Below are 21,876 nucleotides of genomic sequence, written 5' to 3'. Positions count from 1 at the left end.
TCACTGTAGTTCAAATTGGTACGAAGCAGCCGCTAACAAATAAAGCGGCGCCGTTTCGGTCCGCAAAATCCGCGGACCGAGGCTGCAGGAAAAAAAGCCATGCTGCCTCAGAAGGTCAACTTCTTCATTGGAAAAGCCACCTTCTGGTCCAAACACGGCAAGGAGAGACTGGCCTCGCTTCATTTGTTGAAAAATAGCAGCAAGCGTTTGATGATTGCCGCGCTTCGCCTCTTCCTCATAGGCAACCATTCGGCAATCCATCGTTTTCGCAAACTCGATCAGCTCATGGATCGTTAGCGGAGTGTGTATATCGGGAATTTGGCTGCGATGAGCTTGCTCTGCCGCCTCTTTTGCGATTTTTTTCCATCGATCTATTTTTTTATCCGCCTTTTTTGCGTCCCATTTGACAACAGAACGAGCCGCCAAAAAAGGAAGGAAAGCGAAAGCGCCGAGCTCCGTTCCCTTCTGAATCACAAGCTCCAGCTTATCTCCTTTCGGCAGTCCATGGGCAATATAGACGCGAATAGGCAGTTCCGTTTGTTCTTCTATCCATTCTACAACACGAGCTATTACATTCTCACTGGTAATTTGTTCAATTTCGCACCGAGCCGTTTTGCCGTTCGAAAGGACGCAAATCAATTTGCTTCCTTTTCCCATGCGCATCACGCGGACAATATGGTGGTAGTCATCGCCGCCAATGGCAATCCGGTCATTCGCCTGTTGATTGTCGGGGACAAAATATCGCTGCAACGCAATCCCTTCTTTTCATCATTTTTTGACGATAAACGCCACCCAATCTTCCATTACTAACGTTTCCTCAATGACAAATCCTGCCGCTGTTAAACCATCTTTTACTTCCTGCTTCTTCGCCTGAATAATTCCAGACGTAATAAAATATCCGTCTTTTTCAAGAAGGCGATACGCGTCATCAACAAAGCGCAAAATAATTTCCGCTAAAATATTGGCAACAATAATGTTTGCCCGTTCATCGATGTGGTCAAGCAGATTGTTTTGCGAAACAGTCACGATATGCTGCACCTTATTTAGCTTGACATTCAACCTTGCACTATCGACAGCCACTGGATCCAAGTCAAGAGCGCGGACGGATTTGGCGCCTAGCATTGCTGCGGCAATGCTTAAAATGCCGGAACCAGTGCCGACATCAATGACCTTATCCCCAGGCTTTACATATTTCTCCAGTGCCTGAATACACATGACTGTCGTCGGGTGGGTTCCTGTGCCAAACGCCATGCCCGGGTCCAATTCAATAATCAATTCGTCGCTCGACACTGGCTCATAAACTTCCCACGTCGGAACAATCGTAAATTTTTCTGATATTTTCACAGGATTATAATATTTTTTCCAGGCGGTTGCCCATTCCTCTTCATTTACTTCGCTGATGGTAATCTTATTTTTTCCAATATCAATATCGTACAATAATAAATTGTTAATCGCCTGTTTAATTTCTTCCACCGTTTCTCCGAGAAAGCTGTTGACCGGCAAGTACGCTTTAATAATGACGCCTTCTTCCGGATAATCGTCCGGATTCAGCTCATATACTTCCCCAAACCAATCTTCTCTTTCTTTTATTAAATCATACGGGTCTTCGATCACGACCCCTCCTGCCCCTGCTTCGTGCAAAATATTCGAAATCGCCTCGACTGCCTCGTGCGTCGTATGGATGCTGATTTCTGACCATTTCATAAAATTCATGATTCTCCTTTAAACGCTTTTTTTACCTTATCAAAAAAGCGGTCATGTGGTTCATGGTGCATGCTGGCACCACCCAATTGGTCAAATTCACGCAGCAATTGCTTTTGCTTTTCTGTCAGCTTCGTCGGCGTCACAACGCGGACGATAACATGCTGGTCGCCATAGCCGTAGCCGCGCACATTTGGCACTCCTTTTCCTTTTAAGCGGAATCTCGTTCCTGTTTGCGTGCCTGCCGGGATTTTTAACTTCACTTTTCCATGTAGAGTCGGGACTTCGATCTCATCCCCAAGCGCTGCCTGCGCAAATGTAAGCGGCACTTCGCAATAAATATCATCGCCGTCGCGTTCAAAAAATTCATGTGGCTCCACATGAAAGATAATATATAAATCTCCTGGCGGCCCTCCGTTAATCCCCGGCTCTCCTTGGCCGGCAACGCGCAGCTGTTGTCCGTCATCAATTCCGGCCGGGATTTTCACATGGATTTTTTTCCGTCGTTTTACGCGGCCGGTGCCGCCGCATGTCGTACATTTTTCCTTAATATATTTCCCTGTTCCGCCGCAATATGGACATGTGCGGCGATTGACGATGCGCCCAAACGGGGTGGATTGCTCCGTGCTGATTTGTCCAGCCCCGTGACAATGCGGACATGTTTCCGGCTTTGTACCCGGTTTTGCTCCGGTGCCATGGCAAGTGTCGCATGTTTCTTCGCGCGGAATTTCAATATCGGTTTCTTTGCCAAATGCTGCTTCCTCAAATGTCAATGTCATCGTATATTGCAAATCGGCTCCAGCTCTAGGAGCATTCGGATTACGCCGGCGGCCGCCGCCAAAAAAGGTGTTGAAAATATCCTCAAAACCGCCGAAGCCGCTAAAACCACCAAAATCAAAATCATCGCTGCGGAAGCCACCGAAACCTTGATTTGGATCGGCGTGGCCAAACTGATCGTAATGGGCCCGCTTTTGGTCATCGCTTAACACTTCGTAGGCTTCTTTAATTTCTTTAAATTTTTCCGCCGCATCGGGCTCTTTACTCACATCTGGATGATACTTTTTCGAAAGCTTCCGATATGCTTTTTTAATCTCCTCTTTTGTCGCATTTTTGCTGACTCCGAGAATTTCATAATAATCTCGCTTCGCCATGATGATCATCCACTCCCGATTCACTCACATGAAGATAATTTTAGCATTTCTCTCTTTTTGATTGCAACAGATTTAAGCCGTCATCTTCTTATTAGCAAAAAAGTCAAAGCCAAGACAGGCCTGACTTTGACTTTTTCACCAATGTATTATTTATCATCTTTTACTTCTTCGAATTCTGCATCAACTACATTATCGTCTTTCTTCGTCGCGCCGTCAGCTCCCGTTTGCTGATTTTGCGCTTGCTTTGCTGCTTGTTCGTATAGCTTCATCGATAGCTGCTGCACCGCTTCTTGCAGCGCTTCTTTCTTTTTGCGGATTTCATCGAGATCGTTTTTCTCAAGCGCCGCTTTCAACGCATCTTTTGCTTCACGCGCTTTTTTCATTTGCGCTTCGTCTACTTTTCCTTCCACTTCTTTTAACGTCTTCTCCGTCGTAAATATTAAGTGGTCGGCCTCGTTGCGCAGTTCGGCCGCTTCTTTCCGTTTTCTGTCCGCTTCAGCGTTTTCTTCCGCCTCTTTAATCATGCGCTGAATTTCTTCTTCGGAAAGACCGGATGACGATTTAATGGTAATCGATTGCTCTTTGTTCGTGCCCAAATCTTTGGCTCGGACATGGACAATGCCGTTGGCGTCGATATCAAACGTTACCTCAATTTGCGGTACGCCACGCGGTGCCGGCGGAATATCCGTCAATTGGAAACGGCCAAGCGTTTTGTTATCGGCCGCCATTGGGCGTTCCCCTTGCAACACGTGAATGTCGACCGTTGTCTGGTTATCTGCTGCTGTCGTGAAAATTTGTGATTTGCTTGTCGGGATCGTCGTATTGCGTTCAATTAATTTCGTAAATACGCCGCCCATCGTTTCAATTCCAAGCGACAGCGGAGTAACGTCAAGAAGAACGACGTCTTTTACTTCGCCAGCGATCACACCGCCTTGGATCGCTGCGCCGATCGCTACCACTTCATCCGGGTTGACCCCTTTATGCGGCTCTTTTCCAAGTTCGCGTTTAATTGCTTCCTGTACAGCCGGGATACGCGTAGAACCACCGACCAGAATGATTTTATCAATATCTGCCGGTGTTAAGCCCGCATCTTGCAACGCTTGGCGAACCGGTCCCATCGTACGTTCGACAAGGTGGGCGGACAACTCTTCAAATTTTGCTCTTGTTAATGTTGTTTCTAAATGGAGTGGGCCGCTTTCATTAGCGCTGATAAACGGCAAGGAAATTTGCGTTTGCATGACTCCGGAAAGTTCTTTTTTCGCTTTTTCGGCAGCGTCTTTCAACCGTTGCAGCGCCATTTTATCTTTGGATAAGTCGATGCCGTGCTCCTGCTTAAATTGGTCGACTAAATAATCGATAATTACTTGGTCAAAGTCGTCCCCGCCAAGATGGTTATCGCCGGCCGTCGCTTTTACTTCAAACACGCCGTCTCCAAGTTCAAGAATCGATACGTCAAACGTACCGCCCCCCAAGTCATAAACGAGGATCGTTTGATCTTCTTCTTTATCCAAACCGTACGCAAGCGCAGCGGCCGTCGGCTCGTTAATGATGCGTTCTACTTGCAAACCCGCAATGCGTCCAGCATCTTTCGTCGCTTGACGTTGTGCATCGTTAAAGTAAGCCGGAACGGTAATGACTGCTCTTGTTACCGGTTCTCCTAAATAATCTTCTGCATACGATTTTAAGTATTGCAAAATAATTGCCGAAATTTCTTGTGGCGTATATTTTTTGCCTTCGATTTCTACTTTATAGTCCGTTCCCATATGGCGTTTAATGGAGATGACGGTATTTGGGTTCGTAATCGCTTGTCGCTTCGCTACTTCGCCGACTAAACGTTCTCCGTTTTTAAACGCCACAACAGAAGGAGTAGTGCGGCTTCCTTCCGGATTTGGAATGACCTTCGGCTCGCCGCCTTCTAATACGGCAACACAGGAGTTGGTTGTTCCTAAGTCAATACCGATAATTTTGCTCATTACGATCACCCTCCTAATACTCATTTACTGACTTACTTTTACCATTGCTGGACGAATGACACGGTCTTTCAGTTTATAGCCTTTTTGAAATTCTTCCACGACCGTGTTTGGTTCATAGTTGCTGTCTTCTACTTGCATCACCGCCTGATGCAAATGCGGGTCGAACGGTTTGCCAACCGCTTCGATCGCCTCGACCCCTTCTTTTTTTAAGGCGTCTAATAGGGAGCGGTAAACCATTTCCATTCCTTGTAAAATAGATTTCGCCTGTTCGTTTTCTGTCTCTATTTTTAACGCGCGCTCAAAGTTGTCCAAAGCCGGCAATAGATCGCTCACCAAACTTTGGGCGCGGTACTTTTCTGCTGCTTCCATTTCTTGTCGCGTGCGGCGACGGAAGTTTTCAAAATCGGCATATAAACGAAGATAGCGGTTTTCCATTTCTTTTATCTTCGCTTCAAGTTCCGCAATTTTCGCGTTTGCCGCCGCCAGCTCATCGTTTTGTCCTTGCTCCGCTTTTGGCTGTTCTTCTTCAGGTGCTTCTTGTTGCGCTTGCATATTTTCCTGCTGCGCGTTTCCCGCACTTTCCTCCTGCTGTTCATTTTTGGCGCGTTCTTCTGCTTTCCCCTCTTGCGGTTCTGGCGCTGTCCGCTCTTGTTCATATGTAGCTTTTTCTTGAGTTGCTTTTTGTTGTTCCATCGGTTTCACCTCCCTTTAAAGCAGCATGTCTATGTATAAATGGTCACAAGGAAAGGATGGATTGCACCCATCCATCCATTATCCAATATGACCATTGCTAACTATTTTGATACCATTTTGTTAACACGGTGGATAAATCGGAAGCCACCCTATTTAAAATGGTAATGGCGCGGGAATACTCCATTCGTGTCGGTCCAAGAATCGCAATGGTCCCCAACTGCTCATCGCCGATCGAATATGTCGCTGTAATCAGGCTGCAGTTCTCCATTCCGCTTAATTGATTTTCACGGCCGATCGTCACTTGAATGCCTTTACGGTTATGTTTGCGCAACAAACGATAAAAATCTTTTTCCTGTTCAATCATTTTCATAAGCGGACGAATTTTTTGAATGTCGCTAAACTCCGGCTGGTTAAGCATATTCGTTTTCCCGGCAAAAAACATCTTTTCTTCCTGAGGGATGTCCAGCGTCTCGACAATCGTTTTCAACATGCTATCGTAGTTATGAATATGCTTGCGCAGCACATCGGCCACTTCTTTATAAATTTTATCCTTTAAATCGATCAGCGGGACGCCAATTAGCCGTTCGTTTAAAATATTCACCATTTTTTCTAGATCAGATGGGTTCACCGACGCAGGAACGGTAATAACATGGTTTTCTACATGTCCCGTATCGGTAACAATAATTGCCACAGCGGTTTGCTGGTTCAACGGAATGATTTGGATTCGTTTTAATTTATTCTCTTTCACCGCCGGCCCAAGAGCAATCGACGTATAATTCGTCAAATCGGATAAGATTTGCGCCGATTTTTGCACCACTTTCTCCAATTCGTAAATTCGCTCAGCAAAAATAGACTTGATTTTTTGAATATCTTCTTTCGTTAAACGCTGCGGTGATAACAAATGGTCGACATAATAACGATATCCTTTTTCCGACGGCACCCTACCGGAGGATACATGCGTTTTTTCGATATATCCAAGCTCCTCTAAATCTGCCATTTCATTGCGGATCGTCGCCGAACTTAAAGCAATTTCATGTTTTTTCGATAACGTCCGCGACCCGACAGGCTGTCCGGAGCGGATAAAATCATCAATAATCACTTGCAAAATAAGCAATTGGCGCTCCGTTAACACGCTCATCACCTCTGTTAGCACTCAAATACACCGAGTGCTAAATCTATTATTAAGGTATCAAATCCATATGCTAATGTCAATGTTTACATTCCGGTGAGAAACGCTTGAAACACCTCGTTGCCAAGGAGTCGTCCGCGGCGAGTCAGGCGCACGTGCGTGTCTGTTTCCTCAAGCAGCCCCTTTTGCCGTTCGGCACGAATGGCTGCCCCAAACACATCATGCATGTCTCTGCCGAACTTTTCGGAAAAGCGCCGTTTGGATACTCCTTCTGTTTTTCTAAGTCCCAGAAACATTTCTTCTTCCATTTGTTCCATCCATGTGACACGATGAACTTCACGATACGGCAGTCCTGTTTCCTGTACTTTGGCGATATATTGTTTAATCGGACCGATATTAACGCGGCGAACGCCATTTACATAGCTGTGGGCTCCTGCACCGATGCCGTAATATTCTTCATTGTTCCAATACGTTAAATTATGGCGGCTTTGAAAGCCTGGGCGCGCATAGTTGCTAATTTCATATTGCTGATATCCGTGAAGTTCCATCTGTCGCATCGCTTCCTCATACATTTCTGCTTCTTCCTCTTCGCTCGGTAACAGAAGCGTTCCTTTTCTCCACAGATTGTAAAAAATCGTTTTTGGCTCAATGATGAGAGAATAAGCGGAAATATGCTGAATATCAAGGGAAAAGGCGATTTCCAGGTCCTCCTGAAACTGCTGCAGCGTCTGGTTAGGCAACCCATACATTAAATCAATGCTGATATTATCAAAGCCGGCTTCTTTCGCTAATGAAATCGTACGCATGACATCGTCATAGCGATGTGTCCTTCCTATTGTCTTTAATAGGGAATCATGAAACGTTTGCACCCCGAAACTTAGGCGGTTGACCCCCGCGGCTTTTAACAGCTGCAGCTTTTCTTTTGAAAGTTCATTTGGATTCGCTTCAAATGTAAATTCCACTTCGTCTTTGGAAAAACGGAAGTGTTTATAAATGCTTTCGAGCAAAAAATCAAGCTGCTTCATTTCTAAAACAGTCGGAGTCCCGCCGCCGACAAACAAAGTATCAAGCCGCTCGGCTGGAAAGACTTCCACCGTTTTTTTCATTTCCCGCTCCATCGCTTGCAAATATTCATCCACCGGTTGGCCTTGGAAAAACACTTTATTAAAATCGCAATAGTAACAGATTTGCGCACAAAACGGTATGTGGAAATACGCGGATTTCACCAACATAAACATCCTTTCCTATAAATAAACAAGGCTATCCCGAAAAAGGAAGAGACAGCCTTGTACATACAGATTATTTTTTATTATCATCGATTTTTAAGACCGCCATAAACGCTTCTTGCGGAACTTCAACCGAACCGATTTGCTTCATCCGTTTTTTTCCTTCTTTTTGTTTTTCCAATAGTTTGCGCTTCCGTGATACGTCCCCGCCGTAACATTTCGCCAACACGTTTTTGCGCAGCGCTTTAATGGTCGAACGGGCAATAATTTTATTGCCGATGGCCGCTTGCACCGGCACTTCAAACTGCTGGCGCGGGATTAAGTCTTTTAATTTTTCGACAATCACTTTCCCCCGCTCGTACGCCGCGTCGCGGTGAACAATGAACGATAACGCATCAATTTTTTCGCCGTTTAAAAGAATATCCATTTTCACTAAGTTTGACGGCTTATAGCCAATCAGTTCATAATCAAACGAAGCATATCCTTTTGTGCTCGATTTGAGCGTATCAAAGAAGTCATAGACAATTTCCGAGAGCGGAATATCATAAATTAAGGTGACGCGTTTTTCATCTAAATATTGCATATCGACAAAGTTGCCGCGTTTCGCTTGACACAGCTCCATCACCGGCCCCACATAATCATTCGGCACCATAATGGTCGCTTTGACGTATGGCTCCTCGACATGGTCAATTTTTTGCGGTTCCGGCATATTGGACGGATTATCAACTTCTACTTCCGTTCCGTCTGTTAAGTGCACTTTGTAGACGACGCTAGGCGCTGTTGTGATTAAATCAATATTAAATTCACGTTCAATGCGCTCTTGAACGATTTCCATATGCAATAACCCAAGGAAGCCGCAGCGGAAACCAAACCCGAGCGCTTGCGATGTTTCCGGTTCAAAATAAAGTGCCGCATCGTTTAATTGCAGCTTTTCTAACGCTTCGCGCAAATCGTTATAGCGGGCTGTATCGATCGGATACATGCCGCAAAAGACCATTGGGTTTAGCTTGCGGTATCCTGGCAGCGGCTCGGAAGCCGGATTTTCTGCATCGGTGATCGTATCGCCGACGCGCGTGTCGCTTACATTTTTAATGGAAGCCGTTAAATAGCCGACATCGCCGACCGTTAATTCGTCGACTTGTTTTGGCTTTGGCGTAAACACACCGACTTCGACGACCTCAAACTCTTTGCCAGTAGACATCATCTTAATTCGCTGCCCCGGCTTCACCGTTCCATCGACAACGCGAATATAGGCGACAACGCCGCGATAGGAGTCGTACAGCGAATCAAAAATAAGCGCCTTTAACGGTGCATCCGGGTCGCCGGATGGCGCTGGAATTTTCTCTACAATTTTTTCTAAAATTTCTTCAATGCCAATGCCGACTTTTGCCGAAGCCAGCACCGCATCCGATGCGTCAAGCCCGATTACTTCTTCAATCTCCTGGCGAACGCGTTCCGGTTCGGCGCTTGGCAAATCGATTTTATTAATGACCGGCAAAATTTCTAAATTATTATCGATCGCTAAATAGACGTTGGCCAGCGTCTGTGCCTCAATGCCCTGGGCCGCATCGACGACAAGAATCGCTCCTTCGCAAGCAGCAAGGCTTCGCGACACTTCATACGTAAAATCGACATGGCCAGGCGTATCGATTAAATGGAAAATATATTCTTCCCCATCTTTTGCTTTATACTTTAACTGAACCGCATTTAGTTTAATGGTAATGCCGCGCTCCCGCTCCAAATCCATCGAATCTAGCATTTGCTCTCGCATTTCCCGCTCGGAAAGCGCACCTGTTTTTTCTAAAATGCGGTCCGCGAGCGTCGACTTTCCATGGTCGATATGAGCAATAATGGAAAAATTGCGGATCCGATCGCGCCGTTTTAATCTTTCTTCTCGATTCATCTCTCTCACTCCTACTATTTCCCGAAACTACACTAGCTTTGATTATAGCAACAGAGCAAGCAAGATTCAATGACATAGTTTCGCAAACGCTCTCGTTATAAAGAAAAACATTGGCGAACCGTTTTCCTGCGTTTCGCCAATGTTCTTTTATCTTTCTGATTGTCACTTTCCGAATAGTTTGGTGAAAAACGAAAGCAGCTGTTCCATCAACGTCTCGATTGCGTTGGCAAATTGTTTGCCAAGCTCGGAAAAAAGGTTGAACGCTTTTATTTTTTCGATCTCTTCTTTTTTCTCCTGTAGATCATCTACTTCCACTTTTTTTCCGAATACAGACGCCTCGATTTCTCCGCTTTGGTTTTTGGAAAGATGGAGTACAGACGGCAGCGACGTGTCCTCATATCCTCTCATCTTTTGCATTCCTTCATTTGCCTGCTGCATGCCGAGCAATACGCCAAAAAAGAGGATCAGCACAGCAAAGCAAAATTGAACGATAAATTTGGCCATACCACTCCGCTCCTTTATCGTTTTTCTGCCGGTGCGGGTGCCTGAACTTTTTGCGCCTGCCAATAATACTCGCTAAACGCATCGGCAAGCGCGGATACGGACCGAAACAGCTCTTCAAAGGTATTATCCACTCCACCGACTTCAATTAAAATCGCATTTTGCGATAAATCTTGATTAAATTTTCCGTTCGTCCCGGCTCCTTTTTTTTCGATCACCCCGCGGCTCAGCCCAGGATATTTCTTTTGCAGCAATTGATGAAGCTGTGTAGCAAGCTGCAAATTTTTTTCATACTTCGCGTTTTCGCCGCCGATAATAAAAGCAACGCGCGCATAATCGACGCCATTAATCGTGACGGTTGTGTATTTTCGCCTGCGCGAATCGCGATGAATATCGATGAAATATTGCAAATCGTGGTTTCTGCCCATTGCTTCGACGACGGTTTTTCTCGACATATCATAAGCTTGATAATATTTCATTCCTTTTTTTTGCAGTTCCGCCTCAATATCCACCTCGCTTACTTCCGCTCCAATACCGCGTTTTTCTAATTCTTCCGCCAATTTTTCTCCCACTTTTGTCACATTTACCGTCCGATGGAATGCTAAATCAGGATCTGTCACTCCTTTTAAGGCAGGTAAGTATGATTCACGTGTATGTGTATGGTAAATATATACAACCCTTCTGCCGCCTGTCGTTTGCGTTGGTGGGGGAACTTGCTTCTCCTCATGTTTTTGATCTGCCTTCTCTAGGTCTTCGAGGGAAGCTTGCCGTTCTGCAAGCATCACCTCAAGCGGCGGGGCAGATTCGTACGGCATGTTGGTGTAGTCCGTTCCTTCTCCGGCAACGATAATTTTGCTGTCATATAAAGCAAATCCCGGAAGCTCGCTGCCGAGCAAGCTGCGCGGGTCGTCCGGATTCACGCTTGTTGCCATGCGAAACAACATGGCCGAATAACTCACCTGCTGCCGCTCCTTTGGCAGCATTTGCGAAAAATAATGGTTTTCAAAACTAAATAAGCGGACAAATGTCTCATTCGGAAAATGATTCGTTACGTAATTCACGGACGAAGAAGAAATTCGGTATTCAGGGTTTAATGATGTAATCGCTCCTACCAGCGTAAATACCATCATGCAACCCAATACCGCTAAAATCATGATTTTTTTAAGGCTGGCTCCCGGAACGGCAACGATCATGTGCGGAGAACGCCACTTTTTCATGTTTTCACCCTTTCCCAGCTTGTCTACTAATTTAACGTATGGCCAAGCTGGAAAAGATAGAACTTCTTTTTTCTCTATTAATGGGTGTAGGAACCAGTATTATGTTGATCAATTTGCTCATGCAATGCAGCATTAAGCCCGCTTGCTAATAAATTGGCCATATCGCCAATAAACATATCGACTTCTTTTGGCGTCACCATTAAATTATGGCCAAGCGGGGCAAGCACTTCATAAATCAAGCGGCGCTTTTCCTCTTCCTCAAGCGTGCCGATCATGCCAAGAAATGTCGAACGCTGCTCCGGCGACGGCATGTCCTCTTCTGCCAGCTTCTTTTTCTTGCCAAATGTCCATCCTGCTGGAGCAAGGGCGCTAGACGGCCGGTTTCCTTCACGCATTTCTCTGCCAAAATGCTTCAAAATAAAATCAATTGTATCACTTGTAATCGATACCGCATCGACCACGGTCGGCACCCCAATGGAAATAACAGGAATCCCTAACGTTTCTTTGCTTAATTCCTTTCGTTTATTTCCCACCCCCGAGCCTGGATGAATTCCTGTGTCGGAAATTTGAATCGTTGCATTGACCCGTTCGATTGAACGGGACGCTAAAGCATCAACCACAATGATAAAATCTGGATTTGTTTTTTTGACAACCCCATCGATAATATCGCTTGTTTCAATCCCTGTTGTTCCCATTACCCCCGGAGCAATTGCGCTTACCGGACGAAACCCTTCTTCGACGCTTTCGGGCTCAAGATGAAATAGATGCCTTGTAATCAGCAAATTTTCCACCGTCAACGGCCCTAACGCATCCGGTGTTACGTTCGAATTGCCCAAGCCAACAACAAGGCAGCTCGCTTTTTTGCCAATGTGCAATCGCTGCAAAAATTGGCTTAACTCCTTGGCGAATATTTCTTGCACTTTCTGCTGCAGCTCCGTATTATGTTCGCGAATCCCCTGCGCCTCAATCGTCAAATAATTTCCTGGCTTTTTTCCAATCGATTTTGATCCTTCTTCCGTCACTTGTACATACGACAGCTTAACCCCATCTATTTCGCGGTCGCGAATCATGACGCCTTCAATCGGGGAGGCGCTTTCTTTCTTCTGTTGCAGGCGTTCCTCTACGGCGATTTCATGAGCTTCGATCGCTAAATCTGTCCGCACCGAATACATGCTTAAATCCACTGACTGATCCATATCGTTCCTCCTAAAACATATCGTTTTTCTTTTAGTGTCGCCGTTTTTTACACTTCTCATTCGTTTTTTGCACCATCAGTAAAGCATTTTTGCTTGAATGATCTTGCATAATTAGACCTCGTTTGATAGAATAACACTTGTTCTTACTGTTCTTTAATACGGAAATAATATAAGAACAGAGATGGCAGATGACGGAGGTGAAAGAACGTGGCAAATATTAAATCGGCTATTAAACGTGCAAAAACAAGTGAAAAACGCCGTGCTCACAACGCTTCGATGAAATCGGCAATGCGTACAGCGATCAAAAAATTTGAAGCGTTGGTTGAATTAAAAGATGTAGAAAAGGCCCAAGAAGCATTCATTATTGCTTCCAAAAAGCTAGACAAAGCGGCAAGCAAAGGCCTCATTCATAAAAATACAGCTAGCCGGCAAAAATCCCGTCTAGCGAAAAAGCTAAACAGCATTATCGCATCCTAATAAAAAACGACCTGATGGCAGGTCGTTTTTTATATCGGCAAAATATAATTATTCGGCTTTAGTGAACATTCCTTCATTCCAGCGCATCAGTAGCAGCTCCATTACCAGCTGCCGATCCATCGCCCCGCTTTTCATCTCATAGTCCGCTTCGGCAATCTGCCTTACAGCCGCCGCCAGCTCTTGTTCGGAAAACAGCGCCGCTTGTCCCATCGCCAGCTTAACGCGAAACGGATGCACTTTCAAAATAGAAGCGATTTGCTGCTGACCATATCCTCTCGACATCAGCCATTTTACTTGATATAAAAGGCGGAATTGACTGGCAAGGAGCGCCAAAATTTTCAGCGGCTCCTCGTTATTTTCGAGCAAATCGTAAAACACCTGCAGCGCCTCGGCGATTTGCCGCTTCGTCACTTTTTCCACTAATACGAACACGTTTTGCTCTAATGTGCGGGAAACGAGCATTTCCACCGTCTCTTGCTGGATCGTTCCTCCCGATCCGACAAACAAAGCAAGCTTGTCTAACTCGTTGGCAAGCGTTGTTAAATTCGTTCCCGCTAGCTTTAACAAAGTATCAATGGCATTTTCCTCTATCGTTACATTGTCCTGTTTTACTCTCTCCGCGACCCATGCGCGCAGTTCTTTTTCTGCAAGCGGGGCGGCCACTAAAACCTCGGCATGTTCCTTTATTAATTTCGTTATTTTTTTACGCTCGTCCAATTTTTCATACGGACCCGCGAAAATGACGATCGAAAAAGAAGAAGGTGACAATATGTACGATTCTAATTTTTTTAAGTCATGCTCCACTTCTTTTTCCTTCTCCGCTGTAAAAAAGTAAGGGTTTTTAATGAGAATGACGCGTTTCTCTCCAAAAAACGGAAACGTTTCTGCGTCTTCCAACGCCGTTTGCACCGGAGTCTCTTCGCAATCGTACACCGATGCATTCCATTCCCGTTCCTCTTCGGCTAATGCGGTGCGAAGCAAAAGTTCATATGTTTCCGTTAATAAAAACGATTCGGTGCCATATAATAAATAGAGGGGAGACAGACGACCTTTTTTGATTTTTCCCCAAAAGTCAACCACCATATTTCTCTTCTCCATTTCTGTCAACAATTTTTCTCTGTTGAAAAGATACAATGTTTTTCTTATTTTTACAAGGGAACCGGTTAGCGGGAAAACCGGCTCCCCTTTATATAAACGTTGACAAATAAGTCCTAGGACCTTATTTGTCAACGGGTTATTTTTATATTTTCCCGGGCGCAGAAAAGTATTTGTGTCAACTGTTGTTAACAAAGGAAATGGACAAGGGGATATAGATTTTTTTTTCTTTTTCGTCTATACTAAAGATGATTGCACGAGGAGGGGTAAAAGGATGAACGTATTTGAAAAAGACGTACAAAGCAAACGCAATGACGCCGTTGACTCTGCTGTTGGTTTTATCGTTTCATTCGGCTTTTTTGCAACGATGTTCATTATTGCCACATTAATTAAATTTTTCGGATCGTAAAGAGATTGCTTACATAAGCAGTCTCTTTTCTTTTTCGTACTATATGTTATGGCAACATGACAGAAAAGGTTCCGTGGTTTTTTACATAAGTATAGCGCACCGCACCATGCTGATCCGTCCGCAAAATAAGCGTATTTCTTTTCTGCAAACGTTCGATCACGGACGGAGAAGGATGGTGGTAACGGTTATGTTCGCCCACCGAAATGACTGCTATTTTCGGCTGGATTTGGTCCAAAAATAATTCTGTTGTCGAAGTGGCGCTCCCATGGTGCGCGACTTTTAACACGTCCGCTTTTAACCGTGGGAATACGTTAACCAACTCTTTTTCCCCAGCTTCTTCTATATCCCCCGTAAACAGCCAGGATACGCCGCCAAGTTTTGCATATAATACAATGGAATTATTATTATCCTTGGCATCCGTCGCAGACGGATGGAGAACGTAAAAAGAAGTTCCGCCCGCACTCCATCGGTCTCCTCTTGCCACGTTCAACACGTGAATATGTTTTTGCCGCGCAAGTTGAAGGAGTTTTGCCTGCAGCGGCGAATGGTTTCCATCCCCCTTACTGACTAGCAGCTCCTTGACGGCAAACGTACGTATGATTTCTTCTGCCGCTCCAATATGATCCACGTCTTCGTGTGTAGTAATCAGCTTATCAAGCGATCTTACTCCGTTTGATTTTAAAAAAGGAATAACAACATCTTTGCCCACGTCCCATTTTCTTTTTCGTTGTTGCCACGTTTCCCTTTGCTGCGGCAATGTTCCGCTGGTATCAATTAGATACACCGCTTTGCGATAGGGCAATTCGATATAGATGCAGTCTCCTTGTCCGACATCTAAAAAAACAACCTCGCCATAACGGTCAATATACGGGCTCAACGCATGAAGCGCGATCACGATGACAACCCATCCGATTCCCCAATAACGCCGCTTCTCCATTTGCACAAAGGCAACCAAAATGGCCGCAACATAGCCAATGAGCAGAAAAAAAGAAGGACGGCCGAGCGTAAGCGATAGCGGATAGGAAGAGGAAAACAAGAGAACAACTTTGTCCGACCAAACAATCACCTTTTGCAGCAACCACATGAAAGGAACGGAAAAAAGCGGATTCATTGCACACGCGGCAACGGATATCACAGAAAGCGGCAAAATAATAAAGGAATAAAGAGGCACAAAAATCATATTAAGAATGATGCTCCATAGCGACATTTCAAAAAAATAGTAGACAAGAAGCGGCAGTGCGCTCAATTGGGCAATCAACGCAGGCCAGAATAGGCGCCACAATGTGGAATCGCAGAACATAATCACTCGCGAGGATAAAATAAGGGCAAACGTCACCGTAAACGATAATTGAAATCCGACATCCCATAACATATAAGGATCCGCGATAAGCATAAGGAGAAAAGCGATGCTTAACGTATCCAGGGGCGGCAATGTCATCTTTCGGTAATTGGCTGCTAAAAAGAGCATCGCCGTCAAACAAGCGCGAATCACCGAAGGGGAAGAACCGGTTAACACGACATATACAGGCAGAAGAAGCAGAAGCATAATTGTAGCCGTTTCCCTTGTGAACAAACGAATCAATAGAAAAAATACCGCTCCAACCAACAAGGTGACATGTAACCCGGAAATGGCCAACAAATGGATTAAGCCGAGCTTCTGATACCCTTCTAACAGCGCCTCATCCAGCTGTTTCCGCTCTCCATATATCAGCGCCTGCACAATGCCAACCGTTTCCGCCGGAAAATGGTCTTCAATTTGCCGGATTCCTTTTTCACGAAGAGAAAGAAGCTGTTCGTATATGGTAGGAGAAGAAAGATGGCAGTTTTGTGAAAGGATGGATTGTGGGGTTAAAATCCAATGAATGTGGTGAAATCGCAAATAACGGCGGTAATGAAACGCATTGGGGTTGCGCGGCAACGCCGGGCGCTCAAGCGTTCCCTTCACTTTACAGATGGTTCCGGGAGTCAAAAGCGACGAAAGCAATTGTTTTTCCCTTGAAGACTTTATGTAATACACAAGCTGAAGTTTCTCGCCGTTCACATTGACGATAGTCTGCAGCCGATCTCCCTCTATCGTAATAGGGGCAGTCAAACGAAACAAAAATACCGTCATGTTATCCGAGAGATGCGTGTTATTTTGCTGATCCACATAAACGAAATGAAGGTAAAAAAGACAACTCGCAACGACAGAAACAAGAAAGAGGCGCCTTTTGCGGATGAAGAGAAACAAGACATAAAGAATGAGAAACAGCCAAGCAACAGTAGACCGCGCATAGGCAGCCGTTATGGAAAAAATAGCGGCTACAGCTATATAAACAACATTCCCCCTCACGTCTGCGCCCCTTTCTATGCATGATTCCGTCTGTTTATTTTTGTAAAAGTGACAATATTTTTTGATCGAATGGCACCTGTTGTACGTGGACTTCCGCTTGTTCAAACAACTCAAGCGCATATGGATGGTTTTTATAATCTTTCGCATAATATACGGCGCGAATTCCGCTTTGAATGATTGCCTTGCAGCAATGCAAGCACGGAAAATGCGTGACATACATTTCTGCTCCCTCTGTCGGGACGCCAAACTTGGCGCATTGCAAAATCGCATTCATTTCCGCGTGGATGGTACGAACACAATGTCCATCAATAACGTAACATCCCTCATCAATACAATGGGCGCCGCCAGCGATCGAACCGTTGTATCCTCCGGCAATAATCCGCTTATCACGGACGATCGTCGCCCCCACTGCCAGCCGTGTGCATGTGCTGCGCAAGGCTAGCAAATGGCTTTGTGCCATAAAATATTGATCCCATGTAATCCGCTTCATATTTTCTCCCCCGCTTGTCCATTGCAAATCGGTTTTTTCATGTTTATATGACATGTAGGCATATTTTTAGTGTAATCGCACAGCCAGCAACGCGTCAACGCCCGTTATGGCACAACAATATACTCTTTTATCTTTTCGAGCGTCTTTTCGCCAATGCCTGTCACGTTTAATAAATCTTCCGTCTTTTGAAAAGGGCCATGCTCTTCGCGGTACGCAATAATCGCCTGCGCTTTTGTTTTTCCAATCCCCGGAAGCTGGGATATTTCTTGCTCTGATGCAGTATTAATATAAATTTTATTGGAATCATCCGCCTGGAGCGATGGGACAGCGGAAGGCGCATTCGTTTCTCCTCGCACCGGCACGTAAATTATCATTTCATCATGCACCTTCGCCGCTAAATTTACCTTTGTCTCGTCTGCTTCCCTTGTAAATCCTCCCGCTAAAGCGACGACATCATTCACCCTCGCCGTGTTCCGTATTTCATACACCCCCGGGTGCACAACCGCTCCCTTTATATCAACCATTACTGTCTTTGTTTCCTCTTTTCTTTCCTGCACTGCATCCGGAACATGTTGTTTTACTTCCAATATCGGCTCCTGTTCTTTTTCCGCTATTTCGTTATTTCTAAACAGCATAATGGTGCCGGCGGCTAACAGCACCAAAAGCAAGCCGTACCATCTTTTATCATATTTTTTGATCGTTTCCCACACGGGCATCATCCTTTCCGTTTAGTCATAAAATAGATAAAGCGCTCATACATATCGTTGAAGAGACATATAGGTAATGCCAGGGAGGGGGGAAGCAAAGCATGAAAATTGGCGTTATTGGCACGGGAAATATGGGAAGGATTTTAATTGAGGCATTTCTCGAATCGGGTGCGGTCAAGGAAGATGAGCTGATTATTACGAACCGCACATTGAAAAAAGCGCTAGACATAAAGCAGACTTATTCCGGTGTATGCGTTGTTGCCAGCGCAGAAGAAGTGGTGCAACGGGCAACAATCGTATTTTTATGCGTAAAACCGTTAGATATTCACCCCCTTTTACAACGATTATCTTCCTTTTGGACAAAGAAACATTGTCTCATATCCATCACCAGCCCGATTAGCGTAGAACAGCTCGAAGCGGTCGTACCTTGCCAGGTTGTTCGTGTCATTCCAAGCATTACAAACCGCGCGTTCGCTGGCAGCACGCTGATCACAGTTGGAAAACGCTGCTCTTTGCAATGCCGAAACTATATTGAAACACTGTTCCGTCACATTTCTACACCTTCTTATATCGACGATGAAATTACTCGGATCGCTTCTGATATCGCGAGCTGTGGCCCCGCCTTTTTTAGCTATTTGTTGCAGCGTTTTATCGATGCGGCCGTTGCAAAAACCGCAATCACAAAAGAGCAGGCAACGGCATTGACAACGGACATGATCATCGGACTAGGGGAGCTACTGAAGCATAATCTTTACACACTTCCGACACTACAGGAAAAAGTTTGCGTCAAAGGAGGCATTACTGGAGAAGGAATCGCAGTACTGGAAAAAGAAATGAAAGGGGTATTTGAAGAAGTATTCGATAAAACACATGAAAAATTTAAAGACGACATCGAAAAAGTAAAAAAGCAATTCGGTTGTTAAATTCGACAAGAAAAGAAAAAATCCTTCCTAAACTTCAAAAAGTGTTGGATGAAAATGAAAACTGCACTCATCGATCATAAGCTTTCCGGCCAAAGCCCGATAAAGACATGGAATCTGCTCTGGGCTTTGGCCAAAAAGCTAAAATAGCAGGCGCGGCACGTTCTCTTTTGCAGAAACGGCCGTCATTTTATTTTTGTGCAACAAAGAAAATGCGTTCAGACGTTTCCGTTGGTGCTTCATCAGTAAAGTCCGCAGTTATTTCCAGCACCGTAAATCCCGCTTCCATTAACCATTGTTGATACTGAGTCACTTCGTAAGTGCGCTGCTGATGGAACTCATCGTACCGCTCATATTTTCCATCGCCGCCGCGGACAAAAAATGTCAGCTCATGCTCAACGCTATGCGAAAAGGAAAGTGGGTAGCACGACCAAATATAACTGATTTCTTCATCATTGCTGGTAAACAAGGCATCGCGAAAAACGCAATCCATTTTATACGGTGAATGAACGTCAAATAACAGCAAGCCGTCTTTGCGCAGCAGTTTATAAATACAAGAAAATGTTTGCTGCACTTCTCTTTCTTCTAATAAATAGTTAAGGGAATCGCAAAATATCGTCGCACAGTCAAAGTCGGAAAATCCCTGGAGGTCCGTCATGTTTTGCTGAAAAAATTCAACCGTTACCTGCTGCGCTTCCGCTTTGGCTTGTGCAACCGCGAGCATATTTTCCGATAAATCGACACCGGTAACGGCAAATCCTGCTTTTGCCAACCGAATCGCCAACTCTCCGGTGCCGCATCCAATATCGAGAATGCGGGCTGCACCGCGACGCCCATATTGCTGCAGTTTATATTGCACAAATGATTGCCACGCATCGTACGGCGCTTCTTCCATTAACGTATCGTACCAATAAGCAGATGACTCATATGTCATTGCTGCAACACGCTCGCCACATCTTCAAGCGGCGCATCTCCCCATAAACGCTCTAAATTATAATAACTGCGTTCTTCCTTATCAAAAACATGGACAACAATATCGCCTAAGTCGACCAACACCCATTTCGCCTCATGAAAACCTTCGATTCGTTTCACCGGGATATGGTGTTCTTCCGCTTTTTCTTTTATTTCCCGCGCAATCGCCTGCACTTGTTTTTCCGAATTGCCATGACAAATAACAAAATAATCGGCGACAAGGGAAATTCCTTTCATATTAAGGACAATGATGTTTTCTGCTTTTTTATCGTCAGCCGCGCGAACCACTAAGCTCAATAGTTCCTGTTCCGTCATTTTTCCCATTCCCCCTTTATTTCCATTATTAAAGAATTATAGGTGTTAATCGTATCCGGGTAAATAGGCTGATTTTTCTTCAATAAAAATTGAATGGTGTTTTGCACTGCTCTGATTAGCGCTTTATTCAAATCTTGTTTGGCAAGGTCGCGGACTTCCTCCACCCCTGGGAATATACGCCCAGGTTCAATATAATCAGCCAGGTAAACGACCTTTTCCAATACCGTCATATTGGCGCGGCCGGATGTATGATAACGAATCGCATTTAATATTTCTTCATCGCTAATGCCGACTTCCGTTTTCACCAAATAGGCGCCGACTGGCGCATGCCATAGTTCGGTGTTATAGGAGAGCAAATCTTTTGGCATATTTTGCTCCAAAATAATTTGTTTCATTTCTTCTTTTGGCCGAAACTTGGCATAATCATGAAAAATCGCTGCCAACTCTGCTTTTTTTACATCAGCTCCATACCGCTTCGCCAGCTCGATCGCTGTTTCCATGACGCCAATCGTATGCTGGTAGCGGTGTTCAGTCAATTGCTTTTTAACGATAGTTAACGCTTCTTGTCGCTCCATATAACTTCTTCTCCTCAATGTAAAGTCTTACGCATTCCGGTACTAAGTAGCGAATGGTTTGTCCGTTTCTTACCCGCTCGCGAATAAAAGAAGAAGAAACAGAAAACTGCGGTGCTTCCACTTCGATAATCGGATAGGTTGTTTCCATGGAAAAGCCAGGGCGTTTGACGCCGACAAATGTCACTAACTTGATTAATTCATTGATGTTATACCAGTTCGGCAAATATTCAACCATATCCGCACCAATAATAAAATAAAATTCATCATTCGGATGCATAGAAAGAAGTTGACGCACCGTATCATACGTATAGGAAGGTCCTTCTCTTTCCAGCTCGATCGTTTCGATATGAAAGTGCGGATGACCGGCAATCGCTAATTCAAGCATGCGCAAACGATCTTCACTTCTTGTCACTTGTTCATGTTGTTTGTGAGGTGGGATCCGGTTTGGCATAAACCAAATTTCCGACAACTGAAGGGCGTGCAGTACTTCGTTCGCCATTAATAAATGCCCGCAGTGAGGCGGATCAAACGTCCCTCCAAAAATACCAATTTTTCTCATCGTTCTTCCCTCCGCCGTCTCTATATGCGGCTTTGCTGTTTAGTGCGGTAACACAATTTGCTTGTTTTCTTTTGATTCTTTATACAATACAATTGTATTCCCAATTACTTGTACAAGTTCCGCTCCCGCCCCTTGTGCAAGCTGATCGGCGACAACATGGCGATCTTCTTCGCAGTTTTGCAGCACGCTTACTTTAATCAGCTCGCGCGCTTCCAGCGCATCAACAATTTGTTTAATCATATTTTCGTTTACTCCGCCTTTTCCAACTTGGAATATCGGTTTCAAATGATGAGCTTTCGCCCGCAAAAACCGCTTTTGTTTTCCTGTTAACATTA

23 protein-coding genes are annotated in these 21,876 nt (G+C 44.8%); 3 read left to right on the top strand and 20 right to left on the bottom strand.

What is annotated here, in order from left to right; genetic code table 11:
• The 11 genes from HT574_RS12560 to gpr form a co-directional block, all read right to left on the bottom strand.
• Entirely contained in the window at positions 1 to 750 is a 750-nt protein-coding gene (locus tag HT574_RS12560) for a 16S rRNA (uracil(1498)-N(3))-methyltransferase (RefSeq protein ID WP_175244854.1), read from the bottom strand.
• A gap of 18 nt (positions 751 to 768) precedes the next feature.
• A complete protein-coding gene (gene prmA, locus HT574_RS12555) occupies positions 769 to 1,704 on the bottom strand; it encodes a 50S ribosomal protein L11 methyltransferase (protein WP_175244853.1) in 936 nt (311 codons plus the stop codon).
• Positions 1,705 to 1,709: 5 nt separating this feature from the next.
• Positions 1,710 to 2,852 (bottom strand): molecular chaperone DnaJ, encoded by a 1,143-nt coding sequence (gene dnaJ / locus HT574_RS12550; RefSeq protein ID WP_175244852.1) that lies wholly within the window; start codon positions 2,850 to 2,852, stop codon positions 1,710 to 1,712.
• A 146-nt stretch (positions 2,853 to 2,998) separates the two neighbouring features.
• Positions 2,999 to 4,825: a molecular chaperone DnaK gene (gene dnaK / locus HT574_RS12545; protein WP_175244851.1), complete on the bottom strand. Its 1,827-nt coding sequence runs from the start codon at positions 4,823 to 4,825 to the stop codon at positions 2,999 to 3,001.
• 24 nt (positions 4,826 to 4,849) lie between these two features.
• Positions 4,850 to 5,518 (bottom strand): nucleotide exchange factor GrpE, encoded by a 669-nt coding sequence (grpE, locus tag HT574_RS12540; RefSeq protein ID WP_175244850.1) that lies wholly within the window; start codon positions 5,516 to 5,518, stop codon positions 4,850 to 4,852.
• 97 nt (positions 5,519 to 5,615) lie between these two features.
• Complete coding sequence (gene hrcA, locus HT574_RS12535; protein ID WP_042406309.1) at positions 5,616 to 6,650, bottom strand: heat-inducible transcriptional repressor HrcA; 1,035 nt, start codon at positions 6,648 to 6,650, stop codon at positions 5,616 to 5,618.
• Positions 6,651 to 6,733: 83 nt separating this feature from the next.
• Complete coding sequence (gene hemW / locus HT574_RS12530) at positions 6,734 to 7,876, bottom strand: radical SAM family heme chaperone HemW (protein ID WP_175244906.1); 1,143 nt, start codon at positions 7,874 to 7,876, stop codon at positions 6,734 to 6,736.
• 70 nt (positions 7,877 to 7,946) lie between these two features.
• Positions 7,947 to 9,776: a translation elongation factor 4 gene (gene lepA / locus HT574_RS12525; RefSeq protein ID WP_017435619.1), complete on the bottom strand. Its 1,830-nt coding sequence runs from the start codon at positions 9,774 to 9,776 to the stop codon at positions 7,947 to 7,949.
• A gap of 162 nt (positions 9,777 to 9,938) precedes the next feature.
• Positions 9,939 to 10,280 (bottom strand): YqxA family protein, encoded by a 342-nt coding sequence (locus HT574_RS12520; RefSeq protein WP_042406314.1) that lies wholly within the window; start codon positions 10,278 to 10,280, stop codon positions 9,939 to 9,941.
• Positions 10,281 to 10,294: 14 nt separating this feature from the next.
• Positions 10,295 to 11,494 carry a stage II sporulation protein P gene (spoIIP, locus tag HT574_RS12515; protein ID WP_175244849.1) on the bottom strand — a complete coding sequence of 400 codons (1,200 nt, stop codon included), beginning with the start codon at positions 11,492 to 11,494 and terminating at the stop codon, positions 10,295 to 10,297.
• A gap of 77 nt (positions 11,495 to 11,571) precedes the next feature.
• Positions 11,572 to 12,690 carry a GPR endopeptidase gene (gene gpr, locus HT574_RS12510; RefSeq protein ID WP_175244848.1) on the bottom strand — a complete coding sequence of 373 codons (1,119 nt, stop codon included), beginning with the start codon at positions 12,688 to 12,690 and terminating at the stop codon, positions 11,572 to 11,574.
• 207 nt (positions 12,691 to 12,897) lie between these two features.
• Between gpr and rpsT the strand changes: the two genes are divergently transcribed.
• Entirely contained in the window at positions 12,898 to 13,167 is a 270-nt protein-coding gene (rpsT, locus tag HT574_RS12505; RefSeq protein WP_042406317.1) for a 30S ribosomal protein S20, read from the top strand.
• A 48-nt stretch (positions 13,168 to 13,215) separates the two neighbouring features.
• Here rpsT and holA read toward each other — a convergent pair whose 3' ends face one another.
• Positions 13,216 to 14,250, bottom strand: a complete 1,035-nt coding sequence (holA, locus tag HT574_RS12500; RefSeq protein WP_175244847.1) for a DNA polymerase III subunit delta — start codon at positions 14,248 to 14,250, stop codon at positions 13,216 to 13,218.
• Positions 14,251 to 14,536: 286 nt separating this feature from the next.
• Between holA and HT574_RS12495 the strand changes: the two genes are divergently transcribed.
• The gene (locus HT574_RS12495) at positions 14,537 to 14,671 is read left to right on the top strand and encodes a YqzM family protein (protein ID WP_017435613.1); all 135 of its coding nucleotides are present in this window, start codon (positions 14,537 to 14,539) and stop codon (positions 14,669 to 14,671) included.
• Positions 14,672 to 14,717: 46 nt separating this feature from the next.
• Here HT574_RS12495 and HT574_RS12490 read toward each other — a convergent pair whose 3' ends face one another.
• The 3 genes from HT574_RS12490 to HT574_RS12480 form a co-directional block, all read right to left on the bottom strand.
• Positions 14,718 to 17,003 (bottom strand): DNA internalization-related competence protein ComEC/Rec2, encoded by a 2,286-nt coding sequence (locus HT574_RS12490; RefSeq protein WP_175244846.1) that lies wholly within the window; start codon positions 17,001 to 17,003, stop codon positions 14,718 to 14,720.
• Positions 17,004 to 17,037: 34 nt separating this feature from the next.
• A complete protein-coding gene (locus HT574_RS12485; protein ID WP_017435611.1) occupies positions 17,038 to 17,493 on the bottom strand; it encodes a ComE operon protein 2 in 456 nt (151 codons plus the stop codon).
• A 104-nt stretch (positions 17,494 to 17,597) separates the two neighbouring features.
• Complete coding sequence (locus tag HT574_RS12480) at positions 17,598 to 18,203, bottom strand: helix-hairpin-helix domain-containing protein (RefSeq protein ID WP_175244845.1); 606 nt, start codon at positions 18,201 to 18,203, stop codon at positions 17,598 to 17,600.
• Between the two features lie 98 nt (positions 18,204 to 18,301).
• On the opposite strand from HT574_RS12480, the gene comER reads away from it, so the two are divergent.
• Positions 18,302 to 19,123: a late competence protein ComER gene (gene comER / locus HT574_RS12475; RefSeq protein WP_017435609.1), complete on the top strand. Its 822-nt coding sequence runs from the start codon at positions 18,302 to 18,304 to the stop codon at positions 19,121 to 19,123.
• A gap of 187 nt (positions 19,124 to 19,310) precedes the next feature.
• On the opposite strand, the gene HT574_RS12470 is transcribed toward comER, so the two are convergent.
• Genes HT574_RS12470 through yhbY form a run of 5 tightly spaced genes read right to left on the bottom strand, consistent with a single transcriptional unit; the run spans position 19,311 to position 21,874 of the window.
• Positions 19,311 to 20,054, bottom strand: a complete 744-nt coding sequence (locus tag HT574_RS12470) for a class I SAM-dependent DNA methyltransferase (protein ID WP_175244844.1) — start codon at positions 20,052 to 20,054, stop codon at positions 19,311 to 19,313.
• Complete coding sequence (rsfS, locus tag HT574_RS12465; protein WP_175244843.1) at positions 20,051 to 20,407, bottom strand: ribosome silencing factor; 357 nt, start codon at positions 20,405 to 20,407, stop codon at positions 20,051 to 20,053. The genes HT574_RS12470 and rsfS overlap by 4 nt, the downstream gene beginning before the upstream one ends.
• The gene (gene yqeK, locus HT574_RS12460) at positions 20,404 to 20,982 is read right to left on the bottom strand and encodes a bis(5'-nucleosyl)-tetraphosphatase (symmetrical) YqeK (protein ID WP_175244842.1); all 579 of its coding nucleotides are present in this window, start codon (positions 20,980 to 20,982) and stop codon (positions 20,404 to 20,406) included. The genes rsfS and yqeK overlap by 4 nt, the downstream gene beginning before the upstream one ends.
• The gene (locus HT574_RS12455; protein ID WP_017435605.1) at positions 20,951 to 21,541 is read right to left on the bottom strand and encodes a nicotinate-nucleotide adenylyltransferase; all 591 of its coding nucleotides are present in this window, start codon (positions 21,539 to 21,541) and stop codon (positions 20,951 to 20,953) included. The genes yqeK and HT574_RS12455 overlap by 32 nt, the downstream gene beginning before the upstream one ends.
• Before the next feature lie 39 nt (positions 21,542 to 21,580).
• The gene (gene yhbY, locus HT574_RS12450) at positions 21,581 to 21,874 is read right to left on the bottom strand and encodes a ribosome assembly RNA-binding protein YhbY (RefSeq protein ID WP_175244841.1); all 294 of its coding nucleotides are present in this window, start codon (positions 21,872 to 21,874) and stop codon (positions 21,581 to 21,583) included.
• Between the last annotated feature and the right edge of the window lie 2 nt (positions 21,875 to 21,876).

Origin of the sequence: Parageobacillus sp. VR-IP, assembly GCF_013357975.1 — a bacterium.
GTDB classification, from domain to species: Bacteria; Bacillota; Bacilli; order Bacillales; family Anoxybacillaceae; genus Saccharococcus; species Saccharococcus caldoxylosilyticus.
This window is presented reverse-complemented; position numbering and strand designations above follow the sequence as displayed.

What these genes read in the sequence shown, in the direction of transcription:
- HT574_RS12470 (WP_175244844.1), bottom strand. Translation starts at nt 20,054, where the DNA reads ATGACATATGAGTCATCTGCTTATTGGTACGATACGTTAATGGAAGAA.
- prmA (WP_175244853.1), bottom strand. Translation starts at nt 1,704, where the DNA reads ATGAAATGGTCAGAAATCAGCATCCATACGACGCACGAGGCAGTCGAG.
- yhbY (WP_175244841.1), bottom strand. Translation starts at nt 21,874, where the DNA reads ATGTTAACAGGAAAACAAAAGCGGTTTTTGCGGGCGAAAGCTCATCAT.
- dnaK (WP_175244851.1), bottom strand. Translation starts at nt 4,825, where the DNA reads ATGAGCAAAATTATCGGTATTGACTTAGGAACAACCAACTCCTGTGTT.
- dnaJ (WP_175244852.1), bottom strand. Translation starts at nt 2,852, where the DNA reads ATGGCGAAGCGAGATTATTATGAAATTCTCGGAGTCAGCAAAAATGCG.
- comER (WP_017435609.1), top strand. Translation starts at nt 18,302, where the DNA reads ATGAAAATTGGCGTTATTGGCACGGGAAATATGGGAAGGATTTTAATT.
- yqeK (WP_175244842.1), bottom strand. Translation starts at nt 20,982, where the DNA reads ATGGAGCGACAAGAAGCGTTAACTATCGTTAAAAAGCAATTGACTGAA.
- holA (WP_175244847.1), bottom strand. Translation starts at nt 14,250, where the DNA reads ATGGTGGTTGACTTTTGGGGAAAAATCAAAAAAGGTCGTCTGTCTCCC.
- spoIIP (WP_175244849.1), bottom strand. Translation starts at nt 11,494, where the DNA reads ATGAAAAAGTGGCGTTCTCCGCACATGATCGTTGCCGTTCCGGGAGCC.
- gpr (WP_175244848.1), bottom strand. Translation starts at nt 12,690, where the DNA reads ATGGATCAGTCAGTGGATTTAAGCATGTATTCGGTGCGGACAGATTTA.
- HT574_RS12520 (WP_042406314.1), bottom strand. Translation starts at nt 10,280, where the DNA reads ATGGCCAAATTTATCGTTCAATTTTGCTTTGCTGTGCTGATCCTCTTT.
- grpE (WP_175244850.1), bottom strand. Translation starts at nt 5,518, where the DNA reads ATGGAACAACAAAAAGCAACTCAAGAAAAAGCTACATATGAACAAGAG.
- HT574_RS12485 (WP_017435611.1), bottom strand. Translation starts at nt 17,493, where the DNA reads ATGAAGCGGATTACATGGGATCAATATTTTATGGCACAAAGCCATTTG.
- HT574_RS12495 (WP_017435613.1), top strand. Translation starts at nt 14,537, where the DNA reads ATGAACGTATTTGAAAAAGACGTACAAAGCAAACGCAATGACGCCGTT.
- rsfS (WP_175244843.1), bottom strand. Translation starts at nt 20,407, where the DNA reads ATGACGGAACAGGAACTATTGAGCTTAGTGGTTCGCGCGGCTGACGAT.
- HT574_RS12455 (WP_017435605.1), bottom strand. Translation starts at nt 21,541, where the DNA reads ATGAGAAAAATTGGTATTTTTGGAGGGACGTTTGATCCGCCTCACTGC.
- lepA (WP_017435619.1), bottom strand. Translation starts at nt 9,776, where the DNA reads ATGAATCGAGAAGAAAGATTAAAACGGCGCGATCGGATCCGCAATTTT.